This window comes from Collinsella sp. i05-0019-G5 (genome assembly GCF_042851345.1).
In the GTDB taxonomy this organism is placed as follows: Bacteria; Actinomycetota; Coriobacteriia; order Coriobacteriales; family Coriobacteriaceae; genus Collinsella.
On sequence record NZ_AP031421.1, the window covers coordinates 2,466,175 to 2,484,204 of the forward strand.

The window sequence follows — 18,030 nt, forward strand, 5'->3', positions numbered from 1 at the left end:
GCGGCGACGTGCAACCGCCGACGGTCGCACGACCGAATGTTTCAAAATTGAACGATATTACTCACCAAACACTATAGGGCAAAAGTCGCCGTCCTGCGAGTATATGAATTGCCCCGCATCGCCATCCTGGCGGGGCGATAAGAGCTCTTCGGGACCTATCAACCTGCGGACAAGCCATACCCGCAAGAGCTCCTATCGCTCCACCGTGAGAATGCGCTCGCCAGCACGCAACACGCAAATCAGCTACTTCTCTACCAGATTCCCAGCACGTGCTGCATTCCCAAACTCATGCATGCAATGCCAATCCAGCAGCAAAAGCCCAACGCGATGGGTTTGCCGCCCTTTTTGACCAGCTCGACGATATCGGTATTAAAGCCAATAGCCGCCATGGCCATCACGATAAAGAACTTCGACAGCTCCTTGATGGGCGCCGTAATGGACGCAGGAAGCTGAAGCACCGTGGTGATCACGCTCGCCAGCACAAAGAACAACACAAACATGGGAAACGCACGTTTAAGCGAGAACGTGCTTTTGGCGTCGCCGCCGGCCTTGCGCGCCAGATGCATCTGCCAGCAAGCAAGCGCCAGCGTGATGGGAATGATAGCCAGCGTCCTGGTGAGCTTGACCACCGTGGCGCTCTCGAGCACATTGGCGCCGGGATGCATGCTGTCCCAAGCGCTCGCCGCAGCCGTTACGGACGAGGTGTCGTTGATGGCGGTACCGGCAAACAGGCCAAAGCCCTCGTTGGTCAGCCCGAGCATGCCGCCGAGCGTCGGGAACACGAGCGCCGCGATAACGTTAAACAGGAAGATGACCGAAATAGCCTGGGCAATCTCGCGATCGTCGGCATCGATGACGGGTGCGGTCGCGGCGATGGCAGAACCGCCGCAAATCGACGAACCCACACCTACAAGCGTCGCGATCTTACCCGGCACATTCATAACGCGGCAGAGCACAAAGGCGATGACAAGCGAGGTCGAGATCGTTGCCACGATAATCGGTAGCGACTGGGCGCCCTTGGACAGAATCTGGGAGAGGTTCATGCCAAAGCCAAGCAGGATAACCGCGTACTGCAAGACTTTTTTGGACGTATAGGTAACGCCGGCGGTGAGCTGTTCGCGACGATTCTTGGGAAAGACGAGCGCCAGGACCATGCCAAAGAGGATGGCAAATACCGGACCGCCGACCACCTCAATTTGTTTGCCGAGCAACGTCGCGGGAATGGCGATGATCAGGCAGAACAAGACGCCTTTCCAGCGCTCGCGTACGATGTTTGCCAGTTGCATATGGGATTCCTTCTTTCTATTTCACGTTTGCGACGGCTTATGATACGGCAACATTGAGCGCAGCCTTGCGCAAACACAGACTAAGATGCCGCAATAGTTCTCAGGCAACAGCCGAATTACCCACCGCGGAGAGCTGATTCGCGGCATAATTAACAACTGACATATGAGTTTGATAGAACAGTTGCGAGGCGCTATGGAAGAATCGATGCACGTCGGCGAGCAGGAAACGAGCCTACAGGACCAGTCCTATCACACCATTCGACGCAAAATCGTCTACCTGGACTACAAGCCGGGCGAAAAGCTGGGCGTCAAGCAGCTTTGCGACGACCTAGATATGGGTCGCACGCCCGTGCGCGAGGCTTTGGTTCGCTTGGCGCAGGAAGGCCTGGTGCGCACCGTGCCCCAGAGCGGCACCTACGTCTCACCCATCAACCTCACCCTTGCCGAGAGTGCCTGTTACATCCGCGAGCATCTGGAAAAGCAGGTGATTGTGGAGTGCTGTGCGCGCGCCACGTCGGCCGGCATCGAGCAGCTCGACCGCGCCATCGTGCTGCAGGAAAAGGCCATGGCCGAGGAGGATCGCATCGGCTTCTTTTTGAGCGACAACCTCATGCATCACATGATTTTTAGCATCGCATGTCGCAGCACCGTGTGGTCGTGGCTCGAAGAGACCAATGCCGACCTGGAGCGCTTCCGCTGGCTGCGCGCCGCCACGCAGGTTCTCGACAATCAGGACATCGTGAACGAGCACAAGCAGATTCGCCGCGCTATCGCCGGTCGCGACCCCATCGAAGCGAGCTTTTTGGTCAGCAAGCACCTGCACATGATGTTCCGCAACCAAACCGAGGTTCTGGACCAGTTCCCCGAGTACTTCGAGACCAGTAAGCTCCGCTAACCTACCAAAAAGGGACAGGTTCATTTTGGCAGGTTTTATCTGGTCAAATGCAACAAGGCCCGGCTCCGCTGCAACGGAGCCGGGCCTTAGTTGTTAGGATGACGGAACTCGATTACTCGACAGTAACGCTTTTCGCCAGGTTACGGGGCTGGTCGACGTCGCAGCCGCGCAGGATGGCGACCTCGCGTGCGAGCAGCTGCAGAGGAACGCTCGCCGTGATGGGGCTGAACACGTCGCGGACTGCCGGCACGCGGATGATGCAGTCGGCGATCTTGTTGATCTCCTCGTCGCCCTCGGTGGCAACGACGATGACCTTGGCGCCGCGCGCCTTGCACTCCATAAGGTTCGACACGGTCTTGTCGTAGGTGGCGCTCTTGGTGGCCACAGCGATGACAGGGAAGCCCGGGTCGATCAGGGCAATGGGGCCATGCTTCATCTCACCGGCGGCATATGCCTCGGCGTGCAGGTAGCTGACTTCCTTGAGCTTGAGCGCACCCTCGTAGGAAATAGCGGCACCCATGCCACGGCCCACGAACAGCGCCGACTGCGCGTCCTTGCACAGCAGGGCAGCCTCATGAACGGCCTCGGTTTGGGTATCCAAAATCCACTGGATCTGCTCGGCCGTATCGGAAAGCTCGCGGAACAGCATGCGCGCCTGCTTGGTGGTCAAGCGGTACTTGACCTGCGCCAGCAGCAGAGCCAAAAGCGTAAGGCTCACGACCTGGCCGATGAAGCTCTTGGTCGAGGCGACCGCGATCTCCTTGTTGGCCTTGGTGTAGATGACGCCGTCGCTCTCACGCGCCACGGGGCTGCCCACCACGTTGGTGATGCCGAAGACCTTGGCACCCTTGATGCGCGCGTCGCGAATGGCGGCAAGGGTATCGGCCGTCTCGCCCGACTGGGACACGGCCACGACGAGCGTCGTCGGCGTGATGATGGGGTTGCGATAGCGGAACTCGCTGGCCGCCTCCACCTCGGTGGGGATGCGAGCCCAGCCCTCAATGAGATTCTTGGCAATGAGGCCAGCGTGATAGCTGGTGCCGCAAGCGATCACGTAGACGCGGTCGATGTCGTTGAGTTCCTCGAGCGAAAGGCCCAGCTCGTCGATGTCGAGCTCGCCGCCCGGCGTCATACGACCAACCAGCGTGTCGCGCACGACGCGCGGCTGCTCGTGAATCTCCTTGAGCATAAAGTCGGGATAACCGCCCTTTTCTGCCATGTCCAGGTCCCAGTCGATGTGGGTGACCTTGGGCTCGATAACGTTGCCGGCCTCGTCGGTGTACTCGACGCCTGCGGGCGTGAGCTTGGCAAACTGACCGTCCTCGAGCACCACGACATCGCGGGTGGCGTCGATGAGCGCGATGACATCGGAAGCAACATAGGAGCCGGTTTCGCCCACGCCGACTACGATCGGGGAATCCTTGCGGGCCACGGCGATCACGCCGGGCTCGTCAGCGCACACGGCGGCCAGACCATAGGCACCGACCACGTGGGTGCAAGCCTCGCGCACGGAGGCCATCAGGTCGTGCGCCTCGGCATAAGCCTCTTCGATCAGATGCGCGAAGACCTCGGTATCGGTCTCGCTCTTAAAGTGGTGGCCGCGACCCTCCAGCTCTTCGCGCAGCTCGGCGAAGTTCTCGATGATGCCGTTGTGGACGATGGCGATACGGCCGTCGCAGCTGGTGTGGGGGTGAGCGTTAACGACGGAGGGCTTGCCGTGGGTGGCCCAACGGGTGTGGCCGATACCGCAGGTAGCGTCGCTGTCAATGTTGGAAAGCTCGCTCTCCAAGCCCGCGACCTTGCCCACGCGACGGATGACGTCGAGGTGCGCCGCGGCGCCCTCGCCCACCTCGAGCGCGACGCCCGAGGAGTCATAGCCGCGATACTCCATACGCTTGAGGCCCGTGACCAGGATGTTCTTTGCAATATCAGAGCCGGTGTAGCCGACGATTCCGCACATAGGATAAATCCCTTCGTTCGCGTGACTGCAAGACGTCCACGCACAGGGGGCGCTGAGACGTATAACGTTCGAGTATTGTACTCACGCAAACGCAAGCTGATATACCAGAAGTGGTATCTCAACTTAGATACCACCCGATGCACACACGTCCAGCCGGTCCAAACCACCACAAAAGCACCTGTCCCCTTCGTGGTGGTTTGAGCTGGCAACAGCGTTTCCCCAGATAAAACCTGCCAAAATAAACCTATCCCTCTTTGGTAGGTTTGGGATGCTACAATCTGGCTTGTACTTGAAACGCATCAAAGGGGCCGCTATGGCAAAGGTAAAAATCAGCGACGTCGCGCGCGAGGCCGGGGTTTCGCTGGGCACGGTTTCCAACGCGCTCAACCATCCCGAAAAGTTGCGCCCCGAGACCCTCAAGCTCATCAACGAGACCATCAGTCGCCTTGGCTACCTGCCCAACCAAAGCGCCCGTCAGCTCGCGGGCGGCGCCACCAAGTCCTTTGGCCTGGTGCTCCCCCGTCTCGATCACGGCTTTTCGCTCCAAATCGCCAGCGGCGCCCACAACGAGGCCCGCAAGCACGGCTACGACTTGCTCATCGCCAACGCCGATAACGACGATATTCTCGAGGACCATTACCTGCGCTACTTTATGGGCACCCAGATGTCCGGCGTCATGGTTCAGCCCATGGCATCCCCCGACTGGCACCCCGCCATGACCAAGATGCCCGTGCCGATCGTCCATCTGGACATCCATTGCTCCGAGTCCGGCTACTACGTAGCGGCCGACAATGAGGCCCAGGGTCGCATCATTGCCGAACTTGCCATCGCCCGCGGCGCGCACCATATTGTCGTCGTCGGCCGAGCAGCATTTATGCAACTCACCCTGCGCGTCCTTGGCATTCATAAGGCGCTCGCCCTGCACCCCGATATCAAGATCGAAGTCATCGACGCCGGCGAATGGAATACCGCTGCCGACGGCTACGGCATCGGTGCCCAAATCGCCGAGCGCCCCGCGGACGAACGTCCCGATTTTGTCGTCGGCCTGACCGATGTGTTGGCCTCGGGTGTCGTTTCGGCACTGGTCGACAAGGGCATCTCTGTCCCCGGGCAAGTACGCGTGGCCGGATGCGACGGCAACCCGCTCGCTTGGAGCGGATCGGTCCCGCTCACTACGGTAGCGCCCCCGGGCTACGAGATTGGCCGCAAGGGTGTCCAACTGCTGATGGAGCAAATCGAGAACAAGGCCCCGGCAAAGATCAAGCATATCCGTGTCGGCTCCGCAGTGCGTACCGTCACCGCAGTCGCCGCCGAGGATATCAACCGCCAAGAACTGGTACGTCCGTTCCTACTGGAACGCGCCAGCACCCAGGCAAGCAGCCAGACCGACGCCACGGCCATCAACCTCGGTGCGTATCTATAGCACGCCCGCGAGTATGCTAAGTCGTCGCTTAAGCAAAAGGGGCCCGACCATTGCCGGACCCCTTTTGCTTAAGCGCAAACGTGAGCAATCGCTCGTTTCAACGCCGCAATTTTCTAGCGCACAGTCTTGATTGCCGCCGCCAGGTCGAACAACGTATCGAGCACGGCCTCGCAGCCATCCACCACGTCCTGCGGCAGCGGCACAATATCGGGGACGGCAAAGACGTGGCAGCCGGCCGTGATGCCCGAGACGCAACCATTGCGCGAATCCTCGACCACGGCGCACTCCTCGGGGGCAAAGCCCGCACGCTCGCAGGCGAGCAGATACATCTCGGGGTCGGGCTTGCCGTGCACGACGTCCTCGCCACACGTTACCGTTTCAAACTTGTCAAAAAGACCGACCATCTTAAGGTTGCGCTCGGCCGTAACGAGGCGCGACGACGTCGCTAGGCCCACGTGATAGCCCGCAGCTAGCAGCTCGTCTAGGCACTCGGCGGCGCCGGCCTTAAGTTCCAGTTCGGTCTTGACCATCTCGTCGCGAATCTCCTTGTGGCGACGATAGATCGCCTCGGTGGTTTCGTGGCTGCCATAATGCTTATCGAGGATGTCCATAACATCGGGCAGCGTGCGGCCGATAAACTGATGGATCAGCGCTTCATCAATCGCGAGCCCCAGCTCAGCGGCGCCTGCCTTCCAGGCCTTAATCCCCAAACGCTCGGTATCGACCAGCGTTCCATCCATGTCAAAAATAACAGCCTTGATCATATCGGTCCCCCATCGACTCTCGCTGTCGCGTTGCTGCAACTCTACCGCATTTGGCAACTTGTATATAACGTATATACCATATTGCACTTTCGTTACACAGATAGAAGTCTTATGGCAAGTAACGCATTAGGATTATAGTTTTCGATCGAGTACTCAACGATAAGGAACGTTTCATGATTTTAGACACCACGGCACCCGCAGAGGAGCTTCAAGACAAGCTATCGGCGCTCGAGCAGCTGCTTTTGGCATACGGGCGCGTGGCTATCGGGTTTTCCGGCGGCGTTGACAGCAGCTTTTTGGCCGCCGTATGCGCCCGCGTCATGCCTACCAATACTCTTCTCGTCCATCTCACCACGCCGCTCATCGGCACGCCCGAGCAGGCTTCGTTTGAGCAGTCCGTTGATGGGCAGGCCAATGAGGGGCCGCATTTTAAGCTCCCCGTGCTCAATCTTTCGGTGGATCAGCTGCAGCTCCCCCAAGTAGCCTGCAACGATGCTAATCGCTGCTACCACTGCAAGCACGCCGGCTTTACCGCCATCGTCAACCACGCCAAGTCGCTCGGCTTTCCCACCGTCATCGATGGCAGCAATGCAAGCGATCGCGGTGACTACCGCCCCGGCATGCGCGCGGCAGAAGAGCTCGGCGTACGCTCACCCCTTATGGAGGTCGGCTTTACCAAGGACGAAGAGCGCGAGCTGCTGCGCGCATGGGGCTATCCCGTTTGGAACCTACCGGCGGGAGCATGTCTTGCCACCCGCGTCCCCACGGGCGAGGAGCTTACGCGCGAGAAAGTCGATTTAATCCGCGCCTGCGAGGATTACCTGCACGATCTTGATCTGGCACAGGTACGCGCGCGCTTGGTCGGCGGCTGCATGCATATCGAGGCCGCACCCGCAGATGTCGCCAAGATTGCCACCCTCGGCGGTGCCGCCGTCGACGACAAGGGCAAGACCCTGCTGCCCGCCGCCATCGAGTCCGCGCTGCGCGAGCTGGGCTGCGACCATATCTCCCCCGAGGTCACCCCCTACATTCACGGCAACATGAACCTTTAGGTTACGCCGTTTTACAAACGGCGTAACTGCTCGGCGCTGCGCGGGCTCCGGACACGGCAATCTGACGTTCAACTTCACGGGCGCGACCAAAAGGTCAGCGCCCGCTTGTTTCACGTCACCTTACCGCACCCGGAGACCGCTCGCTCGCATATGCTCAACCTGCACTGCGTTAACTGACCCGCCAATAAGGGACAGGTTTATTTTGGCGGGTTTTATCTGGGGAAACGCCGAATGGCCCCACATTCACAACCGCCGCAGCTCCATATGAGGCAAATGAATCCGTAGCGTTTGTCCCAAATCTTGAGTATTTGTTCGGTGGAGCGGCCCCTGTCGGCTCCTGCTAGACTGGTAGATTCCCAACCGTCCATCCAGGAGCCGCAATGTCGCGCAAGTCCGCCTACAAGCAAGTACTTTCCATCGGCGCCGCCGTGGTGCTGGGGTTTGCGCTGTTCACAGGGTCGCTCGACGGAGCGCCCAAGTTGTTGTCGCCGCAAAGTGATGAACAGGCGGCAGCTCTGGCCGAAAAACAAAACGAAAGTCCCAGCCGCACCGACGACGAGGCGGACCTGGTCGATCGGCTCGAATCAGGAACGGCGAGCTCCCCGGACCCTCAAAACAGCCAGGACTCTGGCGATGGCTCCGATTCCGCCGCAACCGACACCGGCGACGGCGCTTCCGCGGACAGCGCCGCCACCCCCATCGACGAGGTCGAAAACCCCGACCTCAACCGCGCCCGCGGTGTTTATCTCAGCAGCATTCCCGACTACGCCGGCAACCCCTACGTTGCCCTGCGCGCCGACAGCACGCACCCGCTCGGCACACCATCATTCACGCTCGATGAATACGAGCGCGCTACAGAAGAGGGTTGCTTTAAGAAGTTCTCCAAGCTTGACAGCCTGGGCCGCACCCGCAAAGCGCTCGCCTGCGTGGGCCCCGAATCACTCGGTCAAGGCGAGCGCGGCGATATCTCGCGTATCCATCCCGCTGGATGGCGCCAGCAGCGCTACGACTTTATTCCGGGCCAGAGCCTCTACAACCGCTGCCATCTCATCGCCTGGTCGCTCTGCGGCGAAAACGCCAACCGCAAGAATCTCCTCACCGGCACGCGTTATCTCAACGAGACAGGCATGCTGCCGTTTGAGGAGCAGATTCTCGGCTACATCCGCGAGACGGGCAACCACGTGCTCTATCGCGTCACACCCATGTATAACGAAGAGGAACTTGTCTGCCGCGGCGTGCGCCTTGAGGCGCAATCGGTCGAGGACCACGGCAAGACCCTCTGCTTCCACGTGTACTGCTACAACCTGCAGCCGCACGTGCAGATCGACTACGCCACCGGCCGCAACCAGGCATCCGGAGACTAGTGCCGACCGCACCGCCCGTAACCCAAAAATGATTCGTTTTCCTCCGTCCCCATGGGATCAAAAAAGGCCGCCCTGGATTACCCAGGGCGGCCTTTTCGTCAGCGTCCACATTGCAGGCAAAACCACACGCTACTTGGCGCGGCCCTCCTCATAGCGCTCGACCAGCTTGGCCTGAACATCGTAGGGAACCTGCTCGTAGCCAGCGGGCTTCATGGTAAAGTCACCCGTGCCGCGCGTGATAGAGCGCAGGCGCGTCGAGTAATCCGTCAGCTCGGCGAGAGGTGCCTGGGCGATGACCACGGTGTCGCCGCGCTCATCGGTCTCCATGCCCGTCACGCGACCGCGCGATGCCGAGATGTCGCCCATCACGGCGCCGGCGTAGCTCTCGGGGATAGTCACCGTGATTTCCTCGATGGGCTCCAGCACCACCGGGTCGGCATCGGCGCATGCCTTGCGCAGGCCGATGCGAGCCGCCGCGCGGAACGCCATCTCGTTGGAGTCGACGCTGTGATACGAGCCGTCGTACACAGCCACACGAATGCCCGTAAGCGGGTAGCCGGCAATAATGCCGTCCTTCATGGTCTCCTGGACGCCCTTGTCCACGGCGGGAATCAGCGAGCGCGGAATACGGCCGCCTACGACCTCGTCCACAAACTCATAGCCATCGCTCGTGCCGTCGGGCCCAATGAGTGGCTCAACGCGCAGCCAGCAGTCGCCATACTGACCGGCACCGCCAGTCTGCTTCTTATGGCGACCCTGGGCACTTGCCGTGCGGCGAATGGTCTCGCGATACGGAATGCGGATCGGCACGCTTTTGGCCACGACCTTGGTGCGGTCCTCAAGGCGATTGAGCAGGACCGAAACCTGTGCCTCGCCCACCGCCGAAATGATGGTCTGGCCGGTCTCCTCGTCGCGATCGATGCTCATGGTCGGATCGGCCTTGCAGGCCTTCTCGATAAACGTGTAGAGCTTCTCTTCGTCGCCGCGATTCTCGGCCTCAATGGCGATGCGGTACTGCGAGTTGGGGAACTTAAACGCCGCAGCCTCGACCTTGCCGGTAATCGAGAGTGTATCGCCCGTCTCGGCCGCCAGCTTGGGCGCCACGATAATGTCGCCGGCATAAGCGTGGCCGACCTCGGTCATGTCACGGCCGCACATCACATACAGGTGGGCCAGACGCTCACCCTTGCGCGTGCGCGCATTGACCAGCTCAAGGCCAGGCTCAAGCGTACCCGTCAGCACCTTGATAAAGCTGATGCGACCCTGTTGCGGATCGGCCAAGGTCTTAAACACAAACGCCACCGGGCGGTCATCGTCACTCGAGATCTTAAGCGAATCGCCGTCGATGAGCGGCATCTCGCCGTAGTCCGTCGGCGCCGGGAAGTACGTGGCGATATCGTCCATCAGCGAGTTGACGCCCTGCTCCTTAATGCAATCGCCCGCAAAGACCGGCACAAAGATACGCTCGGCGATCGCCTTCGACAGCAGGCCTTCAAGCTCCTCCTGCGTCAGCGTCTCCTCGCCTTCCAAGTACTTCATCATCAGTTCGTCGTCAGCCTCGGCCACCAGCTCGCACAGACGGTCATGGGCCTCCTCGGCCTGGGCACGATACTCCTCGGGAATCTCCGACTCAACGGCCTCGGCGCCGTTGCAGTGGCGCGCCTTCATGCGCACCAGGTCGATGATGCCGTCAAAGTCCTCGCCCTCGCCCCAGGGAAGGGTCACGGCGCCCAGGCGCGTACCAAAGCGCTCCTGCAGCAGGTCCATGGTGGTCGCAAAGCTGGCCTCGGAGCGCGACAGGCGGTTTACGAACACCGCACGCGCCAGGCGCAGGTCCTCGGCGGCATACCAGAGCTTAACCGTCGTAGGCTGCGGGCCGGCCTCGGCGTCGACCACAAACAGAGCCGTCTCGCAGACGCTCATCGCGGCAAAGGCGTCGCCGATAAAATCGGGGTAGCACGGGGCATCGAGCACATTGATGCGCGCGCCCTTCCAGTCGATTGGCGCAATGGTCGTCGAGATGGAGAATGAACGCTTGACCTCTTCAGGGTCATAGTCGAGCGTAGGCTTGGTGCCGTCGTGGCCGCCCAGGCGGGCGGTCTTGCCGGAAAGGTGGAGCATGGCTTCGGCGAGTGAAGTCTTGCCCACCCCGCCTTGGCCTACGAGCACCACGTTCCTTACGTTACCGGTCTTGGGAGCACCCATGATGACCTCCTTGCAGGGCCGCGCGCAATGCGCGACGCCAACGGGGAGAGTTCGCGGTCGGTGCCATCCCGGGAGCAGCATGGTCGGCAACCGAGCCGACTCACCCTCCAAATGTCCTATGCCACCACCCTACCCTCACGGGCGGCTGTCCATGCACACCTTTCGGCGCACGTATGAATACAGGCGGCGAGAGGAAGAGACAAACTTGTGAGGCGATTATTGAACTCCGTCGATGCAAACAAAAAGCCGCCACAGACCGTAAGACCTGCGGCGGCTTCGCCTCAATTAATAGTTGAGTAAATACCTGAGCCTACCCCTCGATACGGCTCAAGAACTCACGCGTGCGCTGCTCGCGCGGATGGTCGATGACCTGCTCGGCAGGCCCCTCCTCGACAATGCGGCCGCCATCCATAAAGACCACGCGGTCGGCAACATCGCGCGCAAACTGCATTGCGTGGGTCACAATCACCATCGTCATATTCTGCGCGGCAAGGTCTTTAATGACACGCAGCACCTCGGCCGTCAGCTCGGGATCGAGTGCCGAGGTCGGCTCGTCAAAGAACAGGATCTCCGGATCGAGCGCCAAGGCGCGGGCGATACTCACACGCTGTTGCTGGCCACCCGAAAGCTCACACGGCACCTTGTTCTCGTTGCCCGTCAGCCCCATTTGCGCAATCAGCTCGTGAGCGCGGGCTTCCGCCTGCTCGCGCGGGCGCTTAAGCACGCGGATCGGCGCGTCGATGATGTTTTTCATCACGGTATAGTGCGGGAACAGGTTGTAATTTTGGAACACCAGACCGAATCGCGAGCGCGCCTGCTTGGGCACATCGCCCTTCGCATAGACCGCGCCCGAACCCGCATCCGTCGCAACGGTAAGGTCGCCAAACGAGAGCGAGCCTCCGTCGAGTGTCTCGAGCAGCGTGGCACACCGCAGCAGCGTGGACTTGCCGCCGCCCGAAGGCCCGATAATCGCCACGACCTCGCCACGCTTCACCTCAAGCGAGATATCCTTGAGCACCTCATTGCCGCCAAACGCCTTGCGCGCGTTTTCGATTTTCATCACTGAGTTAGTCATGATAATAGTCCAGCTTCTTTTCGGCGGCGCCCAGCAGCATCTCGACCACAAAGTTAAAGACCCAGTAGATCAGCGCCGCGATCGCAAACGGCACCATGCTCACCTGCGAGGCGACCAGCGCCTTGGCCGTCGAGAACATCTCACCCACGCCAATGGCAAACGCCAGCGACGTGTCCTTGACCAGCGTGATAATCTCGTTGCCCATCGCCGGCAGAATACGCTTGGCGACCTGCGGCATCACGATATACAGAAACGTCTGCACGCGCGAATAGCCCAGCACCTCGGCAGCCTCGTATTGACCGCGCGGAATGGACTGCAAGCCCGAGCGATAGATCTCGGCAAAGTAACCGGCGTAGTTGATGATGAACGCCACGACGCACGCCGTCCACTTGGAATCGGGCGTGAGCGAAATGCCAAACACGTAGTACGGGGCAAAGTAGATGGCAAACATCTGCAGCATGAGCGGCGTACCGCGCATGACCGAAATGTAGATGCGCGCAATCCAGCGAAGCGGCGCGATTTTGCTCATGCGCATAAACGCCACGGGAATTCCCAGCGGAATCGACCCCAACAGCGTCAGCACAAACAACTGCAAACTGACCAAGAAACCCTGGCTAAGCATCTGCATCATGACCTGAATAGACATTACTTGAGCACCCAATTATCGAAAGATAGACCATAGCTTGAATACTTGTCGCAGAGATCCTTAACCGTACCGTCATCGTAGAGTGCCTTGAGCGACTCGGTCACGGCGTCGGCCGACTTGGTGTCGCCCTTCTTAAAGCCGACGGCGTAGTGCTCGCTGGACAGCGGCTCATCAAGCTGCGTATAAGCATCGGGCTTGGCGGCAAGCTGATACTGGGCAATCGAAAGGTCGCAAGCCACGGCATCGACCGCGCCGCTCTCGAGCTGCATAAAGGCCGTGTTGTACTCGCCGATCGTGTCAAGCGTGGCAAACGTCGCCGCCAGATCCTTCTGGTCACCCTCGAGCACATCCTGCGCAGCGGAATCGGTCTGGGTAATCACGGTCTTGCCGGCAAGATCGTCCCAGCTCTTGATGTCTGCATCCTTCTTTACCACCAGCACCTGCTCGTTGAGCATGTACGGCTCGGAGAACGTGTAGTCGTCCTCGCGACCCTCCATGGTAAAGCCGTTCCAGATGCAGTTGATGGCACCAGAGTTGAGCAGCGTATCCTTGGCATCCCAGTCGATGGCCTCGTATTTGACCTCCCAGCCCTGCTTGTCGGCAACAGCCTTGGCCAGATCGAGATCAAAGCCGGTGTACTCGCCGTCGTCGCCCACAAAGCCGTACGGAGGATAGGACTTATCAAAGCCCACCACGAGCTTCTTGGACTCCGCAGCGCCCTTCACGTCCTTGGCCGCGGCAGAGCCAGCAGCGGAGCCCTTGCCGGCGCCACCGCCGCAGCCGACAAGACCAAGGCCAAGCACCGTGGCGAGCGAACCGGCTAGACCAACAAACTGACGACGAGACATATCGGTATTCATGGTATTCCCCCTTGGTGGCACTTTAGTTAAGTAAAGTGATTCGTGTAACGTCCAGAATCATACACTTTAGTGAGATGGAGTACAAGGGAGGGTTTGCCCGGCGTGGGCGGGGAGCGGCGCGTAATTAAGTTTCCTGCTCTACAGTCCTGCGCAAGACGGAAAGCACATTAAGTGCTTTCCTTTGCGTGCGGAACTCGCGATAAACTTAATTACGCGCCGCTTCCCGCCCACGCCGGGCAAACATCGTTGGACTTATCACTGACATGAAATAGGCGCTTGTATATCGTCCGCTAGCTTGGCACGGTACAATGCTTTCAGCTTTCAATTTGTAAATTAGTGGGGTTAATTCATGGCAGAATCTCGTGCGGAGCGTAAGGCTCGTCGTGCTTTGATCGAGGCGGCTGAGGGGTCAGAGGAGAAAAAATCTTCTCAGAAATCCAAGTCGTCTCAGGACGCGAAGGGTAAGTCGGCCAAGGGCAAGGCTAAGGCCAAGCGTCCCGGCTCTCGTCGGAGCGAGGATAAGGCATCTCAGACTCGCTCCAAGCGCCCGTATAAGAATCCGGTTCCGTCTGCGCGCAAGGCCGTTGATCCCAAGTCTCCTTGTTCGATCATGAAAGCTTGCGGTGGGTGTACGGCGCTCAATCGTCCTTATAAGAAGCAGTTGGCGACCAAGCAGGCTGCTATGGAGGAGCTTTTTGCTGCTCTTTGCGAGCACGAGGGTATTAGCGTCGACCCCATTCGTGGTATGGGCGTCACCCTGGGCGACCCGGGTAAATATCCCGCGCCGCGTGGCTTTCGTCATAAGGCTGCCACTCCCTTTGCTCCCGGCAAGGAGGGTGCTGTCCGTTGCGGTTTCTTTGAGCGCGGCACGCACAAGATCGTTGCCGTACCCGAGTGTCCTGTCGAGGCACCGGGTGCCCGTCAGATTCTCAACGGCATCGCACGCGAAGCTGAGCGGCTGCATATTCCCGCCTTTAATGAGGACAAGCATCTTGGTTTACTTCGCTATGCCGTCGTCCGCTGCGGTTGGCGTACCGACCAGGTCATGGTCACGCTCGTGACCGCTCAGCGCGACTTGCCGCATGCGCAGGAGTTCTTTGAGGCTGTCGCCGCACTCAATCCGCACATCGTCACCGTCGCCCAAAACATCAACGGACGTCCCGGCAACGCCATCCTCGGCGAGGAAACCCGCATTGTATATGGCGCCGAGTGCATGCGCGACCAGCTGCTCGGCTGCGAATTCGACATCTCCCCCACCGCGTTTTATCAGACCAACCCGCAACAGACCGAGCTGCTCTATCAGCTCGCTATCGACGGCATGGATTTGCACCAGGGCGATGTGCTCATGGATGCCTACTGTGGCAGCGGTACCATCGGTCTTTGCGCAGCTAAAGATGCCCAGAACAAGGGTATCGGCATTATGCTGCTTGGCGTGGAGCGCAACCCGGCGGGCATTGCCGACGCACGTCGCAATGCCAAGCTCAACGGCCTCACCCGCAGCGCTTGGTTTATGGCCGACGACGCCACCGATTACATCCTGGACGCCGCCGATAACAACGAGCGGATCGATGTCCTTTCCATCGATCCGCCGCGCGCCGGCTCTACCCCCGAGTTCCTCGAAGCTGCCTGCGCGCTTAAGCCGCGCCGCATCACCTATATCAGCTGCAACCCCGTAACTCAAGAGCGCGACCTGCATCAGCTCCTCGACGGAGGCTACCGACTGCTCAAGATCACGCCCGTCGACATGTTCCCTCACACCGACCACACCGAAACCGTAGCGGTCCTCGAACGCCGCTAACCAACCTCAGTAGATTTTTGGGACAAGAAGGGGGGCGACCCGTCTGGGCCGCCCCCCTTCGCTTGGTTTATAAATTCCGCTACATCCCATTGCGCAGATCACACACGCCGGCTGCCGCCATCTCGCGCAGCAGCGTCTCGCGATCGCGCGTCACGATCAGATCCAACGGGAAGTGAATCTCGTCGAGCATCTTGCGAGCGTAATCGAGCTTACCAATTGCCATGCCAATGTGCGCATCGGTCGAAACGCCAATGCCCACGCCCAGCTCGGCGCAGCGCTCGGCAATCTTGCGGCATACGGCCCAATGCTCAGTGTCGACACCGTGTTCAAGACTATGGTTGTTGATCTCAATAATCTTGTGCTTGGCCTTAGCTGCCAACAGCACCTCGTCGATATCGAACGGCACGCCCGAACGCCCCGTGTGACCCAGCATGAACACCTTGGGGTGCTCCAGGGCATTGATATACATCTCGGTCGTCTGGGCCAGCGTCGCGCCCTCAGCAATCTGCGGATTATGCACGCTTGCAACCAAATAATCCAAATTACGCGTAACCAAATCGAACAGTGAATGCTGACGGCTGTACGAATCGCCGGCGATATCGAGCGTGACAGGGGTGTCCTCGCCAAACAGGCTTCCGTCCAGCGAAACGATATCGGCCTCGGCACCACGCAGCACCAGCACGCCGCTCCAAATGCGCGGCCAGATATCCTGGTTGATAAAGAACTGGTAACTGCGCAGGTCATTGGGGCAAGCCGTAACCATAGAGCTCAAATGGTCGGCAGATCCGAGCACCTGCAGACCACGCTCTGCCGCCCAGTACACATTCTCCTCAATGGTCGAATATGCATGCGCAGAGAACATCGTATGGGTATGAATGTCACAAGAAAGCAGGTAGGGCATCAGGTCTCCTTATCTGGCACGGCCGTCGCTTATATTCATTGTACGCATAGCCTTCGATAGTCGTAAAACCACTCCATCCCAAAGACACAACGTCCATGACAACGGGGTCCGGCTTAACACCAAACCCCGTTTCACGTAAAACATTGTAGGCAGAGCGCTTTACTTTTAACGATACTCGTCCGCCAACTGTTTCCAAGCGGGTAGCGAATTGACAATCGTTTCGTAGCTCACGCAATAGCCCAGGCGGAACCAACCCGGCATACCAAAGCTGTCCGAGGGAACCGCAAGCAACTCATACTTCTTTGCGCGCTCGCAAAACGCATTCGCATCGGGCTCGAGTGCCTTCACCCACAGGTAGAAAGCACCGTCCGGCTCAACATAGGTATAGCCGTAGTCCGTCAAAGCATCGGTGAGCGCCGTGCGGTTGCGTGCATAGGCCTCAACGTCACTCGGCTCATCGATGCAATCGATGATCACGCGCTGGAAGAGTGCCGGTGCGCATACAAAACCCAGCGTACGGGCAGCACCCGCAACAGCCGGCATCAGACGGGCAGCCTGCGGATTGGTGTTGGGAACCAAGATCCAGCCCACGCGCTCGCCCGGTAGCGACAGCGACTTGGAATACGAGTAGCACACGACGGTGTGCTCGTAGATCGAAGGAACCCAAGGCACCTCGGCACCGTACACGATCTCGCGGTACGGCTCATCCGAGATGAGCATGATCGGATTCTCGGGATCGCGCTGAGCGTTGGCCTCGCGCAGAGCATTGGCCAGTCGCGTCAGCGTGTCGCGTGTATATACGGCACCAGTCGGATTGTTGGGCGAGTCGATGATAACGGCAGTCGTCTTATCGGTAATCGCCTTGAGCACGTTGTCCACGCTCAGCTGGAACGTATCTTCATCGGCGAGCGCCTCAACACACGTACAGCCGGCCTTCTCAATCCAAACGCGATACTCCGGAAAGTACGGGGCGATAACAATAACCTCGTCGCCCGGATTCGTAACGGCGTTGAGCGCGCAGGTGAGCGAAGCCGCGGCACCCACCGTCATAAAGACGTCTTTGCCCTCATAGCTCGTGCCAAAGCGGCGGTTGAGCGATTCGGCCACAGCGGCACGACATTGCGGCAGGCCCGGTGCGGGCGTGTAGCCGTGCAGCTGGTCGCTCGGCAGCTCCAGGGCCTTCTTAATGGACTCCGCCACAGCAGCGGGTGCCGGAACGCTCGGATTGCCCAGCGAAAAATCGAATACGTTTTCCGCACCGATCTGCGCCTTGCGCTCAAGGCCATAGCTAAAAATCTCACGGATGATGGAGCTTTCCGCACCGCGAGCATACATAGTTTCGTTGATCATCTGTTCCCCTTTCGCATAGGCGCTATTGTACGCTTTAGCCGAGCAAAGTGTCGCAGCAATGTTGATTGGGGACAGACTTAAATGCGTGAAAACGCTCATTTAAGTCTGTCCCCAATCAACAGACGGCCCCATATCGCTCAAAAGAAAAGGCTCTGTTAGACCAAATTTGACACGATCGGCTGTTCGTCGAACCGGAAAATAATCGGGCTACCCCCGTCCATCGCGGTCCCCGCCCTCCCCGTCAGCCTTCCCCTCAGATCCCAGCCTGACGTCGAAGGGCAGGCCGCCCTCGCGGATCACCGCCCTGAGGAATATGTTCATGGCGCCCGACATGGAGAGCCCGAGCTCGTCGAGCACGGCTGCGGCCTCCCTTTTGACCTCGGGATCGATTCTTATCGTGGTGGCCGGGACGTTCGATGTCATTGCCGCTCCTTCCGCGGTCGCTGCTCCG

Annotated in this window: 15 protein-coding genes; 5 read left to right on the forward strand and 10 right to left on the reverse strand. The window is 59.6% G+C overall.

The genetic code is table 11. The features are described from left to right. Positions 1–251: 251 nt before the first annotated feature. On the reverse strand, positions 252–1,286 hold the full coding sequence (locus tag ACGHIZ_RS11375; protein ID WP_390448162.1) for a YeiH family protein: 1,035 nt from the start codon (positions 1,284–1,286) through the stop codon (positions 252–254). 193 nt (positions 1,287–1,479) lie between these two features. Here ACGHIZ_RS11375 and ACGHIZ_RS11380 point away from each other — a divergent pair, with 193 nt between their 5' ends. Further along, a complete protein-coding gene (locus tag ACGHIZ_RS11380; protein ID WP_050766156.1) occupies positions 1,480–2,181 on the forward strand; it encodes a GntR family transcriptional regulator in 702 nt (233 codons plus the stop codon). 112 nt (positions 2,182–2,293) lie between these two features. Here the strand turns inward: ACGHIZ_RS11380 and glmS are convergent, their stop codons facing one another. Further along, entirely contained in the window at positions 2,294–4,141 is a 1,848-nt protein-coding gene (glmS, locus tag ACGHIZ_RS11385) for a glutamine--fructose-6-phosphate transaminase (isomerizing) (protein WP_271747681.1), read from the reverse strand. 313 nt (positions 4,142–4,454) lie between these two features. Between glmS and ACGHIZ_RS11390 the strand changes: the two genes are divergently transcribed. Continuing rightward, positions 4,455–5,564, forward strand: a complete 1,110-nt coding sequence (locus ACGHIZ_RS11390) for a LacI family DNA-binding transcriptional regulator (RefSeq protein WP_390448166.1) — start codon at positions 4,455–4,457, stop codon at positions 5,562–5,564. A 113-nt stretch (positions 5,565–5,677) separates the two neighbouring features. Here ACGHIZ_RS11390 and ACGHIZ_RS11395 read toward each other — a convergent pair whose 3' ends face one another. After that, on the reverse strand, positions 5,678–6,328 hold the full coding sequence (locus ACGHIZ_RS11395; RefSeq protein WP_195920185.1) for an HAD family phosphatase: 651 nt from the start codon (positions 6,326–6,328) through the stop codon (positions 5,678–5,680). A gap of 173 nt (positions 6,329–6,501) precedes the next feature. Here ACGHIZ_RS11395 and ACGHIZ_RS11400 point away from each other — a divergent pair, with 173 nt between their 5' ends. Further along, positions 6,502–7,380, forward strand: coding sequence for an ATP-dependent sacrificial sulfur transferase LarE (locus ACGHIZ_RS11400; RefSeq protein ID WP_271747678.1), 879 nt, complete (start codon positions 6,502–6,504; stop codon positions 7,378–7,380). A gap of 380 nt (positions 7,381–7,760) precedes the next feature. Beyond that, entirely contained in the window at positions 7,761–8,744 is a 984-nt protein-coding gene (locus ACGHIZ_RS11405) for a DNA/RNA non-specific endonuclease (RefSeq protein WP_368140518.1), read from the forward strand. 129 nt (positions 8,745–8,873) lie between these two features. Here the strand turns inward: ACGHIZ_RS11405 and ACGHIZ_RS11410 are convergent, their stop codons facing one another. From ACGHIZ_RS11410 to ACGHIZ_RS11425, 4 genes are all read right to left on the reverse strand, one after another. After that, complete coding sequence (locus tag ACGHIZ_RS11410; protein WP_390448171.1) at positions 8,874–10,949, reverse strand: elongation factor G; 2,076 nt, start codon at positions 10,947–10,949, stop codon at positions 8,874–8,876. Between the two features lie 310 nt (positions 10,950–11,259). After that, on the reverse strand, positions 11,260–12,024 hold the full coding sequence (locus tag ACGHIZ_RS11415) for an amino acid ABC transporter ATP-binding protein (RefSeq protein ID WP_390448174.1): 765 nt from the start codon (positions 12,022–12,024) through the stop codon (positions 11,260–11,262). Beyond that, positions 12,017–12,670 (reverse strand): amino acid ABC transporter permease, encoded by a 654-nt coding sequence (locus ACGHIZ_RS11420; RefSeq protein ID WP_390448177.1) that lies wholly within the window; start codon positions 12,668–12,670, stop codon positions 12,017–12,019. The genes ACGHIZ_RS11415 and ACGHIZ_RS11420 overlap by 8 nt, the downstream gene beginning before the upstream one ends. Beyond that, positions 12,670–13,530: a transporter substrate-binding domain-containing protein gene (locus tag ACGHIZ_RS11425; RefSeq protein ID WP_390448180.1), complete on the reverse strand. Its 861-nt coding sequence runs from the start codon at positions 13,528–13,530 to the stop codon at positions 12,670–12,672. The genes ACGHIZ_RS11420 and ACGHIZ_RS11425 overlap by 1 nt, the downstream gene beginning before the upstream one ends. Positions 13,531–13,879: 349 nt before the next feature. On the opposite strand from ACGHIZ_RS11425, the gene rlmD reads away from it, so the two are divergent. Beyond that, the gene (gene rlmD / locus ACGHIZ_RS11430) at positions 13,880–15,328 is read left to right on the forward strand and encodes a 23S rRNA (uracil(1939)-C(5))-methyltransferase RlmD (protein ID WP_390448183.1); all 1,449 of its coding nucleotides are present in this window, start codon (positions 13,880–13,882) and stop codon (positions 15,326–15,328) included. Positions 15,329–15,407: 79 nt separating this feature from the next. Here rlmD and ACGHIZ_RS11435 read toward each other — a convergent pair whose 3' ends face one another. The 3 genes from ACGHIZ_RS11435 to ACGHIZ_RS11445 all read right to left on the reverse strand — a co-directional run bounded on the left by ACGHIZ_RS11435 (position 15,408) and on the right by ACGHIZ_RS11445 (position 18,002). Continuing rightward, positions 15,408–16,229 carry a phosphatase gene (locus ACGHIZ_RS11435; protein ID WP_055286222.1) on the reverse strand — a complete coding sequence of 274 codons (822 nt, stop codon included), beginning with the start codon at positions 16,227–16,229 and terminating at the stop codon, positions 15,408–15,410. Between the two features lie 165 nt (positions 16,230–16,394). Then, entirely contained in the window at positions 16,395–17,579 is a 1,185-nt protein-coding gene (locus ACGHIZ_RS11440; RefSeq protein ID WP_390448186.1) for a pyridoxal phosphate-dependent aminotransferase, read from the reverse strand. Positions 17,580–17,786: 207 nt separating this feature from the next. Then, on the reverse strand, positions 17,787–18,002 hold the full coding sequence (locus ACGHIZ_RS11445; protein ID WP_390446660.1) for a type II toxin-antitoxin system RelB/DinJ family antitoxin: 216 nt from the start codon (positions 18,000–18,002) through the stop codon (positions 17,787–17,789). Positions 18,003–18,030 lie beyond the last annotated feature (28 nt).